The 19,214-nt window shown below is 48.6% G+C and carries 10 protein-coding genes; 7 read left to right on the forward strand and 3 right to left on the reverse strand.

All coding sequences use genetic code 11. The annotated features are described in order from the left end of the window. Window positions 1-1,201: 1,201 nt before the first annotated feature. Window positions 1,202-3,244: a PhoX family phosphatase gene (locus B0D95_RS02820; RefSeq protein ID WP_078042478.1), complete on the reverse strand. Its 2,043-nt coding sequence runs from the start codon at window positions 3,242-3,244 to the stop codon at window positions 1,202-1,204. 214 nt (window positions 3,245-3,458) lie between these two features. On the opposite strand from B0D95_RS02820, the gene B0D95_RS02825 reads away from it, so the two are divergent. Further along, the gene (locus tag B0D95_RS02825; RefSeq protein ID WP_246841709.1) at window positions 3,459-4,313 is read left to right on the forward strand and encodes an HDOD domain-containing protein; all 855 of its coding nucleotides are present in this window, start codon (window positions 3,459-3,461) and stop codon (window positions 4,311-4,313) included. A gap of 3 nt (window positions 4,314-4,316) precedes the next feature. Here the strand turns inward: B0D95_RS02825 and B0D95_RS02830 are convergent, their stop codons facing one another. Next, window positions 4,317-5,462 (reverse strand): diguanylate cyclase, encoded by a 1,146-nt coding sequence (locus B0D95_RS02830; RefSeq protein WP_078042480.1) that lies wholly within the window; start codon window positions 5,460-5,462, stop codon window positions 4,317-4,319. Between the two features lie 10 nt (window positions 5,463-5,472). Continuing rightward, the gene (locus tag B0D95_RS02835; protein ID WP_078045598.1) at window positions 5,473-6,507 is read right to left on the reverse strand and encodes a DUF72 domain-containing protein; all 1,035 of its coding nucleotides are present in this window, start codon (window positions 6,505-6,507) and stop codon (window positions 5,473-5,475) included. A 135-nt stretch (window positions 6,508-6,642) separates the two neighbouring features. On the opposite strand from B0D95_RS02835, the gene B0D95_RS02840 reads away from it, so the two are divergent. From B0D95_RS02840 to B0D95_RS02865, 6 genes are all read left to right on the forward strand, one after another. Next, a complete protein-coding gene (locus B0D95_RS02840) occupies window positions 6,643-7,533 on the forward strand; it encodes an AEC family transporter (RefSeq protein ID WP_078042481.1) in 891 nt (296 codons plus the stop codon). A 205-nt stretch (window positions 7,534-7,738) separates the two neighbouring features. Beyond that, window positions 7,739-15,805 carry a putative Ig domain-containing protein gene (locus B0D95_RS02845; protein WP_078042482.1) on the forward strand — a complete coding sequence of 2,689 codons (8,067 nt, stop codon included), beginning with the start codon at window positions 7,739-7,741 and terminating at the stop codon, window positions 15,803-15,805. Between the two features lie 225 nt (window positions 15,806-16,030). Next, window positions 16,031-16,672 carry an aspartyl/asparaginyl beta-hydroxylase domain-containing protein gene (locus tag B0D95_RS02850; protein ID WP_078042483.1) on the forward strand — a complete coding sequence of 214 codons (642 nt, stop codon included), beginning with the start codon at window positions 16,031-16,033 and terminating at the stop codon, window positions 16,670-16,672. 92 nt (window positions 16,673-16,764) lie between these two features. Then, window positions 16,765-17,832, forward strand: a complete 1,068-nt coding sequence (locus B0D95_RS02855; RefSeq protein WP_149867855.1) for a sulfotransferase — start codon at window positions 16,765-16,767, stop codon at window positions 17,830-17,832. Further along, window positions 17,825-18,307 (forward strand): GNAT family N-acetyltransferase, encoded by a 483-nt coding sequence (locus tag B0D95_RS02860; protein WP_078042485.1) that lies wholly within the window; start codon window positions 17,825-17,827, stop codon window positions 18,305-18,307. The genes B0D95_RS02855 and B0D95_RS02860 overlap by 8 nt, the downstream gene beginning before the upstream one ends. Window positions 18,308-18,607: 300 nt before the next feature. Further along, complete coding sequence (locus tag B0D95_RS02865) at window positions 18,608-19,207, forward strand: phage tail protein (protein ID WP_078042486.1); 600 nt, start codon at window positions 18,608-18,610, stop codon at window positions 19,205-19,207. The last annotated feature ends 7 nt before the right edge of the window (window positions 19,208-19,214 follow it).

The following is a 19,214-nucleotide window of genomic DNA, read 5'->3' on the forward strand; positions in this document are numbered from 1 at the left end:
CAAAATGAACAGCAGGTGGATTGCTACTTCGGTACTTCATGTACTTCGTTTCAGTCGCGGGACTAAAACGGCGCCAATCCTGACAATAGTTGGCAAAAAGATCTGAACTGTCCCAATTCTCTCTTGCCTCTGTTTTGGTGCCTCAAGTCCTTGTATTTGAATCAATTAATTTCAGTTCTACCCAGCTTTTTAGCTGTTTCCAGTAAAAAGGACAGCGCTGTCATTTTTAAGCTATGAAAAAACTTCATGCAGTGAAAAACTTGTCGCGGAGGAGCAGGGAATGTTGATGCTCTGTGCAATTGATCACACTGGGTTGCGGCATAAATTCACTCTTGATCTGTGCTGTTATGAATGTTTTGTAGGGATGAAACCGCCAAATGTTTTTTGATTAAACTTAGCTAAGTCGTTGATTTTAAGAGTAACTACTTACTCGTTTTGCTGCCTGAGAATGTTCCATGAATAATTATTTTTATTGTTGCTAACAATGAGTTTGTAAATGCCATGCATCATATTGATGGCGCATAAATTTTCTTTTTTGATGTGCTGGAGAATGCCTTATGACCGAGGCAGTAAAGCTAACCGATTATTGTTTTTTTTGATGGATTTGTTGAAAAGCAATTCGCTCAACATTAGTGCAAAAAAAGTAAAAAAACAATGGGTAGTTTTAAATATTGCTTTGTGGGTTGTGTAACTTTTCTATTTTAAGATTTTACTTTTATGGTTGTTTTTATTTAATTAAATATTTTAAATTTTTATTTTTTTTATTTTATCTGTTTGGTTTTTTAATTTTTTGTGATTTTTGGCTTTAAATTATGTGTTTTTTGTAAGATTTTTATATCGATATATATTTTTGTTTTTCCTATTTTTTTAATTTCTTGTTTCAGTAATTTTTTAAAGTAACAGGGGTTTATTTTTTTTGTCGCTTAAATCAACGTTAATTTGCTTTCGTGATGAGTGTGATGCTGTTCTCGTTTAATGTGGTAATTCGACACGGGTTTTAGGTGTCTTTGTGTAATTAGGCGTCACTATGTGGCGTTGAAATTATTGTCTGCACTTTATTTCGTACAGAATGTTTGTTCGTTTAATCGTTTGTCGCCATAAAAAGACACCCGGAGAGCCAGGCTTTCCGGGTGTTTTTTTATGGGCAAGGTATTATGTGACATCCTTGTCTTATTGGTAGTTGTTTGACGCCTAAAACATTTTAGGTGCCGATAATGCCACCATCATTTTTGGTCACAATAACGGTGGCTGAGCGTGGGCGAGCGGTGCCGCCTTCGGGCCAGTGGCTGGTGAAGCTGGATGGCGTAGAACGGTCGCCGGGGTGTTGGATATTCACGAACATGGTTTTGAGATCAGGAGTCAGCGTCACACCGGTGACTTCTGCATCTACCGGGCCAACAAAAAAGCGTTTCACTTCTTTGGTGACTGGGTCCGCAGCTAACATTTGGTTATTACCAAAGGGGCCATCGGATTGCTGTGAACCGCTCATGTCGGTTTGAATCCAGGCCACACCACGGGTGTCGATTAACAAACCATCGGGGCTGGCAAAGTGATTCTCTGCGGTCAGTGCCACGGCATTGCTACCGCTACCAGTGGTGGTGCCAACATCGCCGCCCAACAGGAAAATATCCCAGTTAAAACCGCGAGGATTATTGGCGATTTCACGCCAGCGAATAATGTGGCCGGTAGTGTTATTGGGACGTGGGTTGGCGGCATCGGTCGTGGTGCGACCAGTGTTGTTGGTAAGGGTAAAATAAACTTCGCCTGTGTCGGGGTGTACTGCGCCCCACTCAGGGCGATCCATTTTGGTGGCACCCATGATATCGGCTGCGAGGCGGGTATTAATCAACACATCAGCTTGATCGGCAAATGTCACACCGGCGGTGGCGGCTTTGGCTGTGAAGTCGCTATTAGTGATATCCAGTGGCAGCCACTCACCTGTGCCATCGGCATTAAACTTAGCCGCATAGAGCACGCCGCTATTCAACAAATAACCGCCGGCGGTGGCTTTGTGATAGTTGTCGGTGGAGACAAACTTGTAAATGTACTCGTTAGTGGAGTCATCGCCGGAGTAGCAGACAACCGGTTGGCCTTCTACCGCTGGTGCAAAAATCACCCCTTCATGCCCGAAGCGGCCAAGGGCAGTACGTTTTTGTGGGCGGCCTTCCGGGTCAAAGGGGTCGATTTCTACCATCCAGCCAAAGGTGTTTGGCTCGTTGCGATAATCATCCAGCGCTGTTGCGCCTTTGGTGGACGCATCAAAACGGATGTATTCATCGGCACCTGAGTCAGCCAATTCCCAGTAATAACGGCCATTTTTAGTGCCTACGCTGTACTCCTTGTGTTCCCGTGGCTGGGTTGCATCCTTATTTACAAAATAGCCAGCCCAGTTTTCTTCGGCAGTCAGGTAAGTATTCCAGGGCGTGGCGCCCATGCCACAGTTGTTCAGGGTGCCGCGGGTTGCTGTGCCGTTAGGGCTGTATTTGGTAGCCAACTTGGCAGAGCCAGCTGCCGGGCCGCGGATATCCATTGGTGTTGCGCCGGTAATGCGACGGTTGAATGGGCTGCCGTTAACCACTTCCCAATTGCTGCCGTTTTTGCGGATATGAATCACGCTTACGCCATGGCCGGCAATTTCCTTGCGTACTTCATCGGCGGGACGTGTCTCGCCCAGGGTTGCGCCATTGGGGTGGAACAGGTTTGGGTCCAGGTATTCGTGGTTCATCACCAACAGGCCTTCGCTGGAGTTGGTGTGTGTGGTTTTGGCGTCCATCGGGAAAAAGTAAACGCCGTCGTGGTGCGCGCCAACTTGTTGCTCCTGATCAGCACCGCTGTTGCTGCCATCAGGCTTATAGGCTGGCATGGTGCCGGTCAGCGGCGTGCCCCAGGGGACAAAAGCGGTAGCTGAATAACCGGCCGGAACACTAATCGCATCGTTCCGGTTGGTGGCGATGGCGGCAAAGCCAAGCAGTGGCGCCGTTGAGGACGATGACGAACTGGAGCTTGACGAGTTGGCGCTTGAACTTGAGCTGGAAGAAGAGGAGCTTGAGTTGCTGTTATTGTTGCTGTCGCCACCACAGGCTACCAGGTTCACGCCCATAAACGCCGCCACCGCTGTGCTCAGGCTGCCCTTCAAAAACTGACGGCGCTGGCTCACGATTTGATCAAAGGTCGGGTTGTTGGAAGTGTTGCGCATTGGCTCTATGCCGGAGTTGTCGATCTCATAAATAGTATGGTTAGTCATCGGTTGCTTCCTGATTTTTTGGTGTAAGAAAGAGTGTTGAGCAATGATGCAGCCGATTAAAGACACTCTCTGTTGCAGATAGACGACAGAAATACGACAGTTTGTTGAAGGTTTGATAACAGTGGGATGAATAGGCGCAGGCGCCCAAATCTGCTAGGCTTTGCGCAACTGAAAATAGTGGATTAAAAATTTATTAACTTTTATGGAACTGAATGTGCAGTCCGTTCAACCTGATTATTCAATCTATCGCAGCTTGGTTAGCGAATTACTGGCAGGCAATGAGCAATTGCCCAGCTTGCCTGCTATCACTTTTGAAATTCGCAGCGCTCTGGAACAGTCCGATTTATCCATGGTGGAGCTGAGTAAGCTGCTCGCCAAGGATCCATCCCTATCGGCCATTTTGCTTAAATATGCATCAAGCCCGTTGATTGGCAGCCAAAACCCGCCGCAAACCATGTTGGAAGTGGTTCGCCTGTTGGGGATGAATCAGGTCGAACGAATTACCATGGTTCACTCTATCAAGAGTTTGTTTTCTGTTCACTCCTTTAAACACAAACGTCTGTTTGTGGAAGCTTGGCGGCGGATGGCGCTCAAGGCAAGTTTGAGCACCTTTATTGCCAAGCATGTGGGTAAAGTGGTTCCTGATCAGGTATTAATGGCTGCGCTCCTGAGTGAAGTTGGAACCTTGGCTGTGCTATCGGCGTTTAAAAAGAGTGAGCAAACGCCGGACTTGTCGGTTTATGTTGCTCTCTGCCGTGAATATGCAAAATCGCTGGGTGTTATTACCCTCAAAAAATGGCAAGTAGATAGTCAATACCTGAGTGTGGTGCAAAACATCGGTAATTGGTCGGGCGAGAGCCCGGGTGCGATCAACCTCAGCGATATTATTAATTTAGGCTTGTATCATTCCCTGAAACTCAGTCAGGCAAAAAACGATTTGCCTCCTATCGCTGAATTAACGGCGTACAAAAAATTGGAGGCGCCGGAAAATTCTGTGGTGGCGGGTGGCCTCACATTGGTGATGACTAATGTGCAAGAAATTCGCATAGTGGCCAAAAGTTTGTTCTAACCTTCACTCGTTCCAACACACCTGATTACGGCCATTTTGTTTGGCGTTGTAGAGGCGCGCATCAGCACGGCCGATAGCGCTAACCAGATCGTCGCTGGCGGCAATATCGGCAAGGCCAAAACTAGCGGTTACGCGGGTGGAAATGCTGTTAAACGTTGTTTGCTCAATTTCTTCGCGGATGCGCTCGGCTATTTTGCGCGCATCGGCGATATCCATTCCACGTAAGAAAACCACAAATTCTTCTCCACCAAACCGGGCAACCAAATCTCCTTTGCGTACATTTTTCACAATGGCTTTGCTCACGGCTTGCAATACTTTATCGCCGGCAAGGTGGCCCCAGTTGTCGTTTACATGTTTAAAGTGATCGATATCGCAGGTCAGTAAAAAATAGTAGCTGTCAGTATGAGATCCCAAAAGTTTTTTGGCCTCTTCAAAAAAACCGCGGCGATTTAATAAGTGTGTGAGCGGGTCGCGGTAGCGCTCGTCATTCAGTTTAAGCACTATGTCGCGTACTGTAATTGCAAAAATAACCAGTGCTAACCAAAGGCTGAGCAAGATGCTGGCGGATAACATGAGTAGCCAGTAGTTGGACTTGGTTAGCTCGCCAAAATTATCGGGCGATGAAAAGAAAAAAATCACAATCGGCCGAACGAGGGTGTAAATAATAATGCTGATATAGGCAATGGAAAGTGCTCTATCAAACATGTCGCCATCGGGATACTGAGTCAGAAAATGCTTTGCAACCAGCAGCTGCATTGCCCCCATGCCGAGGCTTAAAATAATAATGCGTAACCAGAGGTTTTCTGCGATCCATGAAAAGTAAAACAGTAGTGACAGCGTAATCAGCCCGATTAATACACCCATCACCGGGTGCGCATGGCTACCTTTACGTAGCGCCATGCCGTGGGCAATAGACCAGATGCCAAATAGATAAAAAGTGCCAGTAACAACGGCCCAGTTCGACAATTGTTGATTGTCCATCAGGCTTTGTGCTGCCAGCGCTAGCGCCGTTAGTATGTAGCCATTTGCCACCCAGGCTAAAAATGTTTGCTCGCGCAAAATCAACTGACAAATAATAAAAGCAATACCCAACAGCAGTAGGCTGGCGGGGATAATCAGAACAAATAATTGGATGTTTTGATAATTCACAATGTGTTTTCTATGAGTGGTCTGGGCCTTGGCGATCGCAAAGCGCGCGGGCTAATGCAATTACCGACAGTGGTGCAGAGCCTTCTGCTTTATTGCTGAGCGTGACAAAAACATTTTGACCTGCACCGGCAGTACCGGCAATAACACGCACTAATTCGTTGCGGGTTTCCACATCCGGGTCCACCATCTTGTCAAAGGGCGAATATAAATCGCGGGCATCTTCATAGCCGTAAGCGCCATGCAAGGGGTTTAAATTCCAACGACAAACCAAAGGCCCTGGCCAGAGCGCGCGCAGGATAGGCAATTGCTCTGTAATGTGTGGCATTTTGGCGTGCAGCCCCATGCAATAGGTCGCGCCAGTATCGCGTAATGCCTGCACAAAATGCGGTGTTAACCATTGCGGGTCGCGTACTTCGACAGCGACGACCCCATCAGGTGCCTTGGGTTGCAGCGCAGGTATCGCACGCAGTAATCGGTGCAGGCGATCAATCATCTCCGGCATGCGCGTCAGCCAGGCGGCGGGCAGGGGGCTTATTTGAAATACCAGCGCGCCAAGTCTGTGGCGCAAGCCTTCCAGTGCAGGCTCGACGAACATTTGTACCGCCTGTTCCGCATTCAGAAAGTGTGGGTTATGCCGCATGCCTTTACCGGACTCGTCGCGCACCAGAGCATCGGTAATGAGGCTGGGCGCTTTCACCACAAAGCGAAAATCATTGCCGACTTGCGCCGCATATTCTGCGTATTGGGCGACGTTCAATGGCCGGTAAAAACTGCGATCCACACTGACCGTGCGAAAGAGTGGATGTTGTGCATAGGCGGCAAGGCCGTAGCGGGACAGATGGGTTGCGGGGTATTCACGGTCCCATACCAATCCGGCCCAGCCTGGGTAATTCCAGGATGAAGTGCCGAGGCGCAAGTGAGCGGGCAGGGTTTCTGCCAAGGCAATCAAGGCGGGATCGGGCATGGCGGGCGCTACACTGCGGCTGGATATTGTCGCGGGTGCGGAAGGTGTCGCTTCAGCGTCACCGAATAACGAGTTCTGCATAACAATAGTGGGCAAGGGCAGTGAGCTTAATAAGATGTCGCCAAGCTTAGCAGAGCTTCTATGCACCAGCGATAGCATCTGTAACAGTGGATCGTTAAGATGCGCGCTCTTTGCCTTTCCGCATCAGGGTTAACCATGCTCAGCGAATTACTCGCCATTCTTGCTCCTATTGTGATTTCGGTCAGTGCCGGTTTTATCTGGGGCAAAACCGGCAGCGATTTTCCCGCCGATTTTATTTCGCGCATCGTGATGAATATAGGCACGCCCTGCTTGATTATCAGTGTGATGGCGAAAGTAGATGTGCAGCCTTCCGTCATGGGGCAGGTAGCGCTAGCGACTGCCATCATCATGAGCGCGATGGGCTTATTTGGTTGGGCGTTGTTGCGCTGGATGAAACTGGAAATCAGCACCTATTTGCCACCGCTCATTTTTCCCAACAATGGCAACATGGGCTTGCCGCTGTGTTTATTTGCTTACGGCCAAACTGGCCTCGCACTCGCGCTGGGTTCCTTTATGGTGATGATGGTGGCGACCTTTACAGTGGGGTTATTGCTAGTGTCCACCAGCGAAGGCGGCATTGTTAAACGTGTGGCCTCCATCGCTAAACAGCCAGTGATTTATGCCATGGTAATCGCCGTTCTATTATTAATTACCGATACAGAATTACCGCGCTGGATCAGTAACACCCTTGATCTCCTCGGTGGCATTGCCATTCCTTTAATGACCATCGCACTGGGCGTTTCCCTTGCTACGTTGCGCATTCATTTTTGGAAGCGCAGCCTGTTGTTTAGTGTGTCGCGTGTGGGTGGCGGCCTGCTATTTGGTTTTATTGTGTGCGAATTCATGGGCTTAACGGGCACGCCACGTAATGTGGTGTTATTGCAATCGGCCATGCCGGTGGCTGTGTTCAACTATTTGCTGGCGCTGCGCTACAACCAAAAGCCGGAAGAGGTTGCGGCCATGGTGTTGGTATCCACTGTCATTGCATTTATCGGCTTGCCGTTTTTGTTGCTGGTTATTTTGTAGGCGTTCATGGTGAGTGAGTAGTTGTACTTATCCTGAGTAATTTGCATTCCATTACTTGGCGTCTATTCTAACCAAGCGTATTAATTTTTCGCTTGGCTTTATGTGTCAATGAGTTGCCTTATTGACGAATCCTTATTCAATCACGATTTTAATAGTTAAAAAAACAGCAATGCTTTCCAACAAAAGTGAAGGAAACTAAATCACCATGTCTAACAAACTACTAATGGGCTTATCGTCATTGCTGTTACCGCTTGGGCTTTACGGAATGCCTGTGCAATCGGCCGTGCCTATTTTTGAAAACTCAACCCCTTCAGTCAGCAATACAACTACCGCCAGTTTTCAAATTACTGCTGACATTAACGAAGCTGGTGCTGTTTATTATGTGGTGGTCGCCAACAACTCGGGCGTACCAACTGCAGCTCAGGTGAAAAACGGAAAAGATAGCAGCGGTGCGGATGCTATTAAATCGGGTAGCCAAACGATTACCAATGGCAGTTTTGCGCACACGTTTAATGTAACAGGTTTGTCTGAAGCAACAACCTATGATGTGTACATGGTGGCTCAGGATGATGAAGGTACACCGAATGTAAGTGCGGTAACGGCTAAGGTGTCTGCCACAACCTTATCCAATAATAGTGCTGTTTCATTCGCCTGCGACGCTGTTAATACACAGTTTGGCACTCAGCAAACAATTGCGCCTGACCACAATATGGTATACCCATCGACCAGCACCAATGTGCAGCCTGGTCGTTTTCTTAACGAGTATTTCTATTCAAATTTTGCCGCGGGTGAAACGATCAATATTGTGGCATCGTCCGGTGGAAATGGCTCGAATGGCAATGATGCGTCCCTTTATCTTTATGATACTGATTTCACCAATTCTTTATTTGAGGCCTCCAATAATACTGGGGTCAATTTCAATAAAAATGTTTCGCATACTTTTACGCAAGCTGATGTAGATAACAACCTGAACTCCCTTAATGCATACGTTGATGTCATTAATACTAATAATCTGGGGCTAACATTAACTCTTCAAATTACTTGTTCTGCAGGAGTGACCAACGCGGCGCCTGTTATCTCCAATCTTAACAGCGACAGCGTCGCTTGGCCGGGAGTTGGCAATACGGTCACATTGGATGCTGGCGGTGACGCTACTGTCGCAGATACTGAACTTGACGCTGCCAACTGGAATGGTGCAAGCCTAACCGTGCAACGTAATGCCGGTGGTACAAATACACCTGTTAATTCAGATCTATTCAGTTTTAATTCGTCGGGTTACACCCTTAGCGGTGGGAATTTGCAAACAGGTGCTACTACCTTTGGCACTTTCACCAATATCAATGGTGTGCTGACGATCAGCTTTAATGCCAATGCTACTAATACCTTGGTGCGTGATGTTATGCGCGGTATTCAATACCGTAACGATACGCCTGCAGGTGATGCCACCATTCGTTTCGCGTTAAGCGATGGTACGACCAGCACTACGGCTGACGTCGCTGTAACTACCGATTATGTTTACGTGACAAATACTACTGATACTGCTGTTATTGACCTGACTAACGGGGTGAGTTTCAGTGAAGCGGTTGCGATTGCAGCAGCGGATGTTACCGGCAGTCAGACGCTGATATTAAGCAGTGCTTTTACCGGCTCAATGTCATTGGCTGGAAATTTGGCCATCACCGAGAGTTTGGCTATTGATGGTAATTCTACAAGCGGGCTGGTAATTGCGGGTAGCACCATCACCTTGTCTGGTGGCACTACTTTGCACCTAACCAATGCCAGCGGCACTTTAACTATTGGCAGCACAGTAGCCGGTAGCGGAGCACTGTCTAAGTCTGGTGCGGGTACTTTGGCGTTAAGCTCAACTACCAATAACAGCGGCTGGTCGGGTGCGCTGTCTGTTTTAGGCGGAACCTTGAGCGTTAGTGGCAGTACAACTCCCACCTTTTTCCCTACTGGTTCCTTGACCCTGAACGGCGGCACCCTCCTAATGACGGTGGTCGGAACACCGGGAACTACCTTGACAGTGCCCAACAGCCTAGTGTTAGGCGCGAGTGGTGGTACTATCGCTGTGGGCGGCGGCAGTGGTCTTAATATCGCTAATTTCTCTGGTGTGATCTCTGGTTCGGGTAACCTCACCAAATCGTCTGCTGCCATATTGCAACTCTCTGGCACAAACACCTATACCGGTACCACAAACCTATCGGCAGGGACGCTGCGTGTCAGTGGTGATGCGAATTTGGGTGCTGGCAACGTGACGCTGGCAAGTGGCGTTACGCTGGATGTTACTGGCGGCACCACCATAGATAACAGCATTGCTCTCAGTGGTGATGCCACTATTAATAACTCGGGTAGCCTTACCTTATCCGGCGTTGTCAGTGGTGCTAATACGCTGATCAAATCAGGTTCCGGGACACTGACCTTATCCGGTACTAACAGTTATTCCGGTACTACTGTGAATGCAGGCACCCTAAGTGTTGCTGGTGATGCGAATCTGGGTTCTGGTGTTATCACCTTGAACAGGGGCACGCTTGCGGTCACAAGTGCTGCCACAATCGATAACGTGATTGCCTTGACTGATGACGGCACATTTGACTTGGCTGCCACAACAAGCTTTACCGGTCAGCTTTCAGGGGAATACCGACTGGCAAAATACGGTGTTGGTGACTTGATTGTCGCCAACAGCAATAACACCAACATGACCGGTGAAATTGCTGTTTTTGAGGCCAATTTATTGGTTGCTGATGGTTCCTACATGCCGAGCACTGTTGTGTTACGTGGCGGTAATCTGATTTTCACCGATGCGACAACAGTATCCTCTGTGGTGGCCGTACAGGCAGATGCATTTATCTCCAACAGTAATAATGTCACGTTGAATAACGTTATCGAGTTGGGCGATTCCAATCACACCTTGACCAAGGCTGGCGCGGGTAGGCTAACGCTGGCCAGTACCGCTAACTCTCAATTCATGGCAGGTAAGCTTGTTGTAGAAGAGGGGGTTTTGTCTGTGAGTGATGATCGCCATCTTAACGCGGGCGATACCACGATCAACGGCGGCACTTTGGCCATCACGGCTACCGGTATTTACGACAACAATATTGTTATCGGTGCAAGTAACGCCGTGATTGATGTATCCAATAGTGTGACCGCAACGCTTTCAGGCGGGATCACTGGTGTTGGCGGACTGGGTAAAACTGGTGCTGGTTCGCTCAGATTGGCTGGGGCAGGTAGTTTTACGGGTGCTACAAATGTCTCGGGCGGTACGTTGGTCGTGAATGATGCTTTGTCCAGCACCTCTTTGGTGACAGTGGCATCTGGCGCGACTCTCACCGGATCAGGCAGCGTTACTAACCTTCTTGTTAATAGTGGCGGCACCCTCTCACCCGGCAATAGTCCCGGCATCTTTACAGTAAATGGCAACCTGCAAATGAACTCTGGTAGTACCTTGGCAGTTGAGATTAATGGTACAACTGCCGGAACTCAATACGACCAGATCTCGGTCAATGGTGCGGTGAATGTCAGTGGTGCAACCTTGTCAGCAACCCATGGCTACACCGCCGGGCAGGGCGATAGCTACACGATTATTGTCAATGATGCAGCAGATGCAATCACCGGTACGTTTAGTGGTTTAGCGGAAGGTGCTACTACAACGGCGGGTGGTAATGGCACAGTCCTGAGCGCAAGTTATACCGGCGGCACCGGCAATGATTTCACCCTGGCTGCGCCGCTGAATGCTGCGCCAGTTATCGCGAACCTGAATGGCGATAGTGTCAGCTTCATTGAAGATAGCGATCTCATATTGCTGGACGCTGGCAGTGATGCAACCGTCACTGACAGCGATTCGCTCGATTTTGACGGTGGTAATGTCACTGTCGCGATTGTTGCCAATCGTGTGAGCAGCGAAGATGTACTCTCGATTCAAAATCAGGGGACTGCAGGCGGTCAAATCGGCACCTCTGGTTTGAACATCACCTATGGCGGCACGCTTATTGGTACTCGTACCGCAAATGGCGGCACCGATATTAACAATCTTGTTATTACACTCAATAGCGCTGCGACTCCTGCCATTGTTCAAGCCTTGGTTCGTAGCCTGACTTATACCAATACGAATACCACTACGCCGGATACTAGTGTCCGAACTGTGCGCGTAACGGTAAATGATGGTGATGGTGGTACCAGCAGTAATGCGGATATTGCTGTTGCTGTTGTCGCGACCAACGATGCGCCGACATTGACTGCTACCGGCGCAACTCCCACCTTTACTGAAGGTGGTGCGGCTGTTGGTTTGTTCAGTGGAACCAGTGTAAGTACTGTGGAATCTGGCCAGTTGATTACCATGCTCACAGTAACTGTCACCAACGTTACTGAGGGTAGTGATGAGGTCATCTATTTTGATGGTAGCGATATTCCGCTGGTCAATGGTTTTGCGGGTACTTCATTGATCCATGGCGTGGATATCAGTGTTGCTGTAACTGGCTCAACAGCAACCTTGACGCTTGTCAGAACCGGTGGCCTTTCATCTGCGCAGACGTTGGTAGATGGGATGACCTATGCCAATCGCAGCACAACCCCGACGCTAGCGAATCGTGTGGTTACGATTACATCAGTGCGAGATGATGGCGGTACTGCCAATGGTGGCGTGGATACTTCCAGCCCCAATGTGTCAGCGACAGTCACTATCTCGGCAGTTAACAGCGCCCCTGTGGTAACTACCAGTACCGGTGTGACAGCATTTACCGAAGGTAATAATGTTGCCTCCACCCCGGTTGTTATTGATGGCGATATCACAGTGAGTGATCTGGATAATGCAACGCTTGCCTCTGCCACTGTGAGCCTTACTGCTAATTTCCAAGCGGCTGAAGATGTGCTGGCCTTTACCAATGATGGCAGCACCATGGGTAATATCAGTGCAAGTTTCGACAACAGTACAGGTGTGCTCACCTTAACCTCCACTGGTGCCACCGCGACCCTTGCTGAATGGGAACTTGCTCTGGCCACCGTGACTTACACCAACAGCTCCGAAACCCCCTCGGAAGCAACCCGCGAAATCAGTTTTGTGGTGAATGATGGCGTGGATGCGAGTGTTGTCAGTACCAAATCAATCAGTGTGACTGCGGTTAACGATATACCGGTCATCTCTGGTATTCCTGCGCTGTCGATCAACCAAGGCGTGGCTTACAGTTTCACACCAAGCGTGAGTGATACCGACTCGGTTGTGTTCCTCTTCAGTATCGCCAACCAACCTGCTTGGGCCACCTTCGATCCTATAACCGGAACATTGAGTGGTACGCCAACCAATGCGAATGTTGGAACAACAGCCGGTATTGTCATCACCGTGAGTGATGGCACTACATCGACCAGCTTGCCCGCGTTTAGCCTGACGGTTGTTAACGTTAACGATGTCCCGACCATTAGCTCCACCCCCGTCACCACTGCTACGCAAGATGTCGCCTACAGCTACACCTTTGCCGCTGCCGATGGTGATGCAGGTGATGTACTGACGTTAAGTGCAGTAACCATCCCAAGCTGGCTGAGCTTCAATCCCGCCACTGGCGTATTGACTGGTACACCGACCAATGCGGATGTGGGCAGTCATACCGTGACCTTGCGTGCGACCGATGCCGATGGTTTGTTCATAGAGCAAACCTTCACCCTTACGGTCGACAATGTTAATGACGTCCCTGTGATTAGCGGTACACCTGCTACTTCAGTTGATCAGGATGTTGCCTACAGCTTTACCCCAACCGCAACCGACGCGGATGTGGGTGATACGTTGACCTTCAGCATCACCAATCAACCAAGCTGGGCAAGTTTCAATCCGGCAACTGGTGCACTCACCGGCACACCAACCGGAGCCGACGTGGGTGTGACTGACGGGATTGTAATTAGCGTGAGCGACGGTACTTTGAGTGCATCACTGCCAGCCTTTACCCTGGAAGTGGTGGCGAATATTGATCCATTGCAACCTGTGGTGACCGCACCGGATGACATCACTATCAATGCCACAGGGCTTTACACTCCGGTCAGTCTGCGTCAGTTATTGAGCTTGAACCCGGCGGCAACTCAAGAGCAGGTGGAAGCCATCCTTAACAGCATGGCCAGTGATGGTGTGAGCGGTAATACCTGTTGCACCACCAATCCGGAAGGGTTGAATGCCAACAACGTGTTGCTGTTGCCTCCGGGGCGTCATGAGGTGACCTGGAAGGCCACTAACGCGGCGGATGTGAGCGGTACTGCTACCCAAGTGGTATCTATTAATCCGCTTGTATCGCTGAGTAAATCGCAAGTGACTGTGCGTGGTAATGATGTGTCCTTCCGGGTGCTACTCAATGGCCGTGCACCGGTATATCCACTGAATATCCCTTATGTGATCGATTCCAGCACTACGGCAACGTCAGCAGAACACAATCTGTTGAGCGGTATTGCCAGCTTTACCCAGGAAGGGCAGATGGAAGTGGTTGTCCCTGTTTCCCTCGCCGATGTAAGTGGGTTTAGTGATAGCCAGTTGGTGATTGCCTTGGGTGAGGGTATTAACGCTGGAGCAACTAACCGTCATGTGATTGAAATCAAGAGTGGCAATGTGCCTCCGGTGGTGAAACTGTCCATTATTCAGGGTGGCATTAATACCAGTCTGATCACTGTAAACGGTGGTCCGGTCACTATTACGGCAACAGTATTTGATGCAAATAAAGCTGACACCCATAGCTTCGACTGGTCCGCAACAAACGGCTTGGCTGATACTGATGGCAACCCTGTGGATGCTGTACGGGTCATTGATCCAACCGGGCTCAGTGGCACTCGTCAGGTAAATGTCACCGTGGCCGACTCAGCTGGTGCCAGCGTGTTGGCGTCTGTCTACTTCCGTGTAGTAACCAGCTTGCCGGTGTTGCCGCCGGATACCGACACTGATGGCGATGGGCTTGATGATCTGTTGGAAGGTACAGGCGATGCTGACGATAACGGTATCCCCGACTATCTGGACAATATGCCCTCCAGCAATATCCTGCCGCAGCAGGGCAACACGACCAATGCCTTCCTGGTCGAATGCGACCCCGGTGTGCGCTGTGGTTTGGGCTTGTTTGCACGCAGCAGTACCTCTGGTGGAGTACAAGTGCTGGATGATGAGTTGGCCGCGCTGGATGGCATAAGTGCTGATCCGACCTTTAAACCTGTTGGTGGCATTTTTGACTTTGTGGTTCGTGACTTGCCGGCAGTAGGGCAATCGGTACGTATTGCCATACCACAGCGCACAGCTATCCCTGCCAATGCGGTTTATCGTAAATACAACAATGGCCGCTGGGAGAGTTTTGTTGTGGATGCCGACAATGCGCTCCATTCTGCACCAGGCAACCCGGGTTACTGCCCACCACCGGGTAATTCTGAATGGCGAGTTGGTTTAATTGAAGGTTACTTGTGTGTGCAATTGACCATCAAAGACGGTGGCCCGAATGATGATGACGGTCTGGAAAATGGTGCTGTGGTCGACCCGGGTGCAGTCAGTGTCGCACTGCCGGTTGACCCTGAGCCACCAACCCCTGAACCACCAAAACCGGATGTCAGCCTCAAATCCAAAGGGGGCGGTGCGGTAGATGGTGTCTGGATCTTGTTAATAGGAAGCCTGCTGATGATGAAATGGATAGGTGCAAGACAACGCAAAAGCCTGCTCGCCGCCGCGCTGCTGGTGACCTCGGTCTCCAGCCAGGCACTGACCGATGGCAAAGCCTTTGTGCGAGTAGATGTCTACAAAGTTGAAGGTGGCACCCATGAAGCCGCCTTCAGCCAAACACTGGCCGCCGCCGGTCATGACTTCACGGTAGATCGTTACGATGTGGATCGTCGCGGCTACCAAATCGCCCTGGGTTACCAATGGCACAACTACACCTACACCGAACTGGGTTTTTTGGAGTTGGGTGATGTGAATGTCGATATGACCCTGGATGGCGACACTGATCTGGTCGCCTTCAAGCGCGACTTTGCCGATGCCTATCCGGTGAGTGCAAGCGGTTGGACGGCGGTGCAGGGATTAACCCTGTTCAGCGAGCGTCCAATTAATCTGTCGTTGGAAGCGGGCGCTTATTTCTGGCAGGACGACCGTAAAACCAACCAGGCCCAAATCACCTTGCAAAGTGACAGTGGTGTAGCGCCATTAGCGGGTGTGCGTATGGATTGGTTACTGACCAAGTCTATCTCGATGGGATTTAATGCACGGCGAATTTATCTGGGCGATCAGGTGGTTGATTTGTATTCGCTGTCTGGTCGTTATCGATTTTAACGAGTAAGCTTGCGGCTATTAAAAAGAGGGAAAGGTGTTTGGCATCTTTCCCTTTTTTATGATGCCTAAGTAATGTCGTTTAATATCTTGTTGCGTAATATGCTGTTATTGCAATTGGCCGCACTATAGCTACTATTCAACTCTATAGATGTGTGTCAGCTAAGATATAGTTACTTTAGTCTGATGTGTGAAAGGGATCGTCATTCAATAACCAAGAGACTGTGAATGGAAAATCCTGATATTACTGTTGCCCCTCCGATTATTTCATCGCCCCCCATTTCTTTTGCAAAAGTCCCTTGCCGGGTTCAGCTTACCGCTTTGCAAGCAGACGTTGAATCACTCCTGCAGAATTCACAAGTCATTAAGGCTTGGGTCGATCACGTTAATAAAAATGATCATCGCGGTGGTTGGGATGTATTGCCTCTGCGCTGTCAGCGTCAGCATCTACAAGCACACCCCATTTTACAGGGGTTTGCTATCGCCGATGGCGATGACTGGGAAAACTTGCCTGTATTAGCAGGGTGCCCGGCAATCGCTTCCATTTTTAATCAATTGCAATGCCCCATCAAAGCTGCACGTTTAATGCGTTTAAAAGCCGGTGCGGAAATAAAACCCCATCGCGATCACAGATTAAGTATCGAATATGGTGAGGCACGTTTGCATGTACCGATTCACACCAGCGCTGCGGTGAGTTTTTTTGTTGATGATAAAGAAATTCCTATGCGTGCGGGTGAGTTGTGGTACTTCAATGCGGACCAGGTGCATGAAGTTTACAATCGCGGCAGCGAAGACCGAATTAATTTAGTGATTGATTGCGTCGCTAATGAATGGCTATGCGAGCAAATTCGTGTGGGGGTATGGCAGTGAGTGATTTGTTTTCGGCTTACTGCGAGCTGATCAGTTCACCTGCACAATTAACGCGCTGCCAGGAAGCGACGTCGGTTAGTGAACTGTTGTGCGTGATTAAACATTTGTGGCAACAAACAGCGCTGAGCGATGATCAATTAATTGCTGAATTGGCGCAATTAAATCAGCAGGTTATTAGTGGAGATAACATTCAATTGGCAGGGCATTGGTTGCCATATCGCTATCATGCAAAAAGCCGCAGCATTCATTGGTGCTTGCCTGCCGGACATGCCACTGAGCCATTTCAGGATGAAACTATTTCCCGTTATCGACAAACTGTTTTAGTTAATCAATTCATTACACCTAAAACTGCTTTGTCGTCGCTGGATATTCAAGCGCAGGCTGTGCAATCCATAACGCCGGCAGGATTTATTTTTCACTTGTCCCGCTGTGGTTCAACGTTGCTTTCCGGTTGTTTGTCTGAATTGGAGACCACTAGCGTGTTCTCTGAATCGCCTGTATTAACCGAAATCCTACTAGATCAAACCCTCAATGAGACAGGGCAGCAACAATATTTGCAACACCTAATCAATTTGCAAGCGAGTGTATTTCCTGCGCGGCCGAAAATTGTTATCAAATGGAATGCCTGGGATATTTTTCGTTGGAAATCGATTCGCGCAATTTACCCACAAGTGCCAGTCATTTTTTTAGTGCGTAATCCAGTGGAAATATTGGCATCGCATCAGCGTTCAGCGGGGAGACACATGAGTGGTGATCCGAGCTTGGCGGATTATCATCCGGTATTTGCACAGTGGAACGATGCGAGCAATTTATTGGATAAACAACTACAGGTTCTGGATTGTTTGCTAAGTACAATGTACTCCGCTTGTTCTTCGCAATCGACTTTTCTGATTGATTATCAGCAATTGAATGTTCACACTATGGTGCGGGTATTTGATTTTTTAAGGATTAAATGGGAGCAACTTGTTTTTTTAAAAATACAAGAACGCATGCAGTTTCATTCTAAAAATCCAAGTCAGTTGTTTTTACCCGATACAGAAAAGAAGCAGTCGTTATTTGCGCGCCAAACACAGGAAAATATAAAGGCACATCTCGCCGTTACTTATACTCGTTTGTTAGCAATAGCTAATAATTCGAGAGGGATCGTAATTAATGTTTAGTGAAATATCTCTGCCGCTTGGGTTGGGGCTGCGTGAGCTGCAATCGCAGGATCATGCATTCACAGAAGCCTTGTTCTTTTCCACGCGCGACTATCTTTATCAACTGCCAATAACAAAAGCACAGGTGGATTTGCTGATAAAACAACAATTTATTCTTCAGCAGGCGTCTTATTCAACCTCTTTTCCTGCCGCAGAAACACTTATTGTCCAACTGTTTGCAGAGCCGATTGGGAAAGTTATTCTGAACAAAACCCCCGATAGCTTGCATATTATTGATATCGCATTTTTACCATCCATGCGTGGTAAGGGGTACGGAACAACACTATTGCGTACACTTAAAAATTTGGCAGATCAAGCCTGTAGACCTGTCCGCCTTGCGGTCGACCAGAAAAATCCCCGGGCCAAAAAACTTTATCTAAGTCTTGGTTTTACATTATTAGAATCATCCACTACACATGACACCTTACTGTGGTAAGACGTGGGCGCCCCCACCATCAGGAGCCTCTGTTATGGGGTGTAATTGGATATTTGACTGAATGTTTATAAACTCAGGTGTGGGTATTTTGGGCAATAGACATAGGTGTAAAAAGCATCAACTGGTGTTTTTTTGAATATCGCCTAAGGTTGATTCATGTCTTGGTATTGCAAAGACATCATTTTTATTGGAGCTGTGCTGTTTTTGATGGGCAGGATGAGAGTCAGGCTTTATCGAAAATACAAGGAGCAACTTATGTACTTAAAAAACCATCCTAAAAACTAGTTAAGGAGAAGAACTATGTCTGAGCCGTTTCTTGGTGAAATTATTATGTTTGCGGGCAACTTCGCTCCGCGTGGTTGGGCTCTTTGTAATGGACAATTATTGTCCGTCTCGCAAAATTCTGCGCTTTTTGCAATTTTAGGCACCACCTATGGTGGCAATGGGCAAACGACTTTTGCACTGCCTAACCTTCAAGGGCGTGTGCCTGTGCATCAAGGCCAAAGCCCCGGTACCAGCCAATACACCTTGGGCGAGGTAAGTGGGACTGAAAGTGTAACATTGACGATCAATGAATTGCCCGCTCATAACCATACCGTTGCATTGAGTGGAACCGGAAATGTCAGCGTTGCACTTGGGGCTTCTTCTGCCAATGGTAATACCCCAACTCCCGGACCAACCACAGTACCAGCCAAAGTACCCAATGGGCTGGCTGCGCTCAATGCATTCAGCACGACTGCACCTGATACCACTCTTTTGCCAGTGACTACTACAACGAACGTCAATGTGAATGGGAATACAGGCGTTGTGGGGAATAATCTGCCAGTGCCAATTGTTCAGCCTTATGTTGTGGTTAATTTTATTATCGCAACTGAAGGTATTTTCCCTTCACGTAACTAGTTTTAAA

Source organism: Cellvibrio sp. PSBB023, from assembly GCF_002007605.1.
In the GTDB taxonomy this organism is placed as follows: domain Bacteria; phylum Pseudomonadota; class Gammaproteobacteria; order Pseudomonadales; family Cellvibrionaceae; genus Cellvibrio.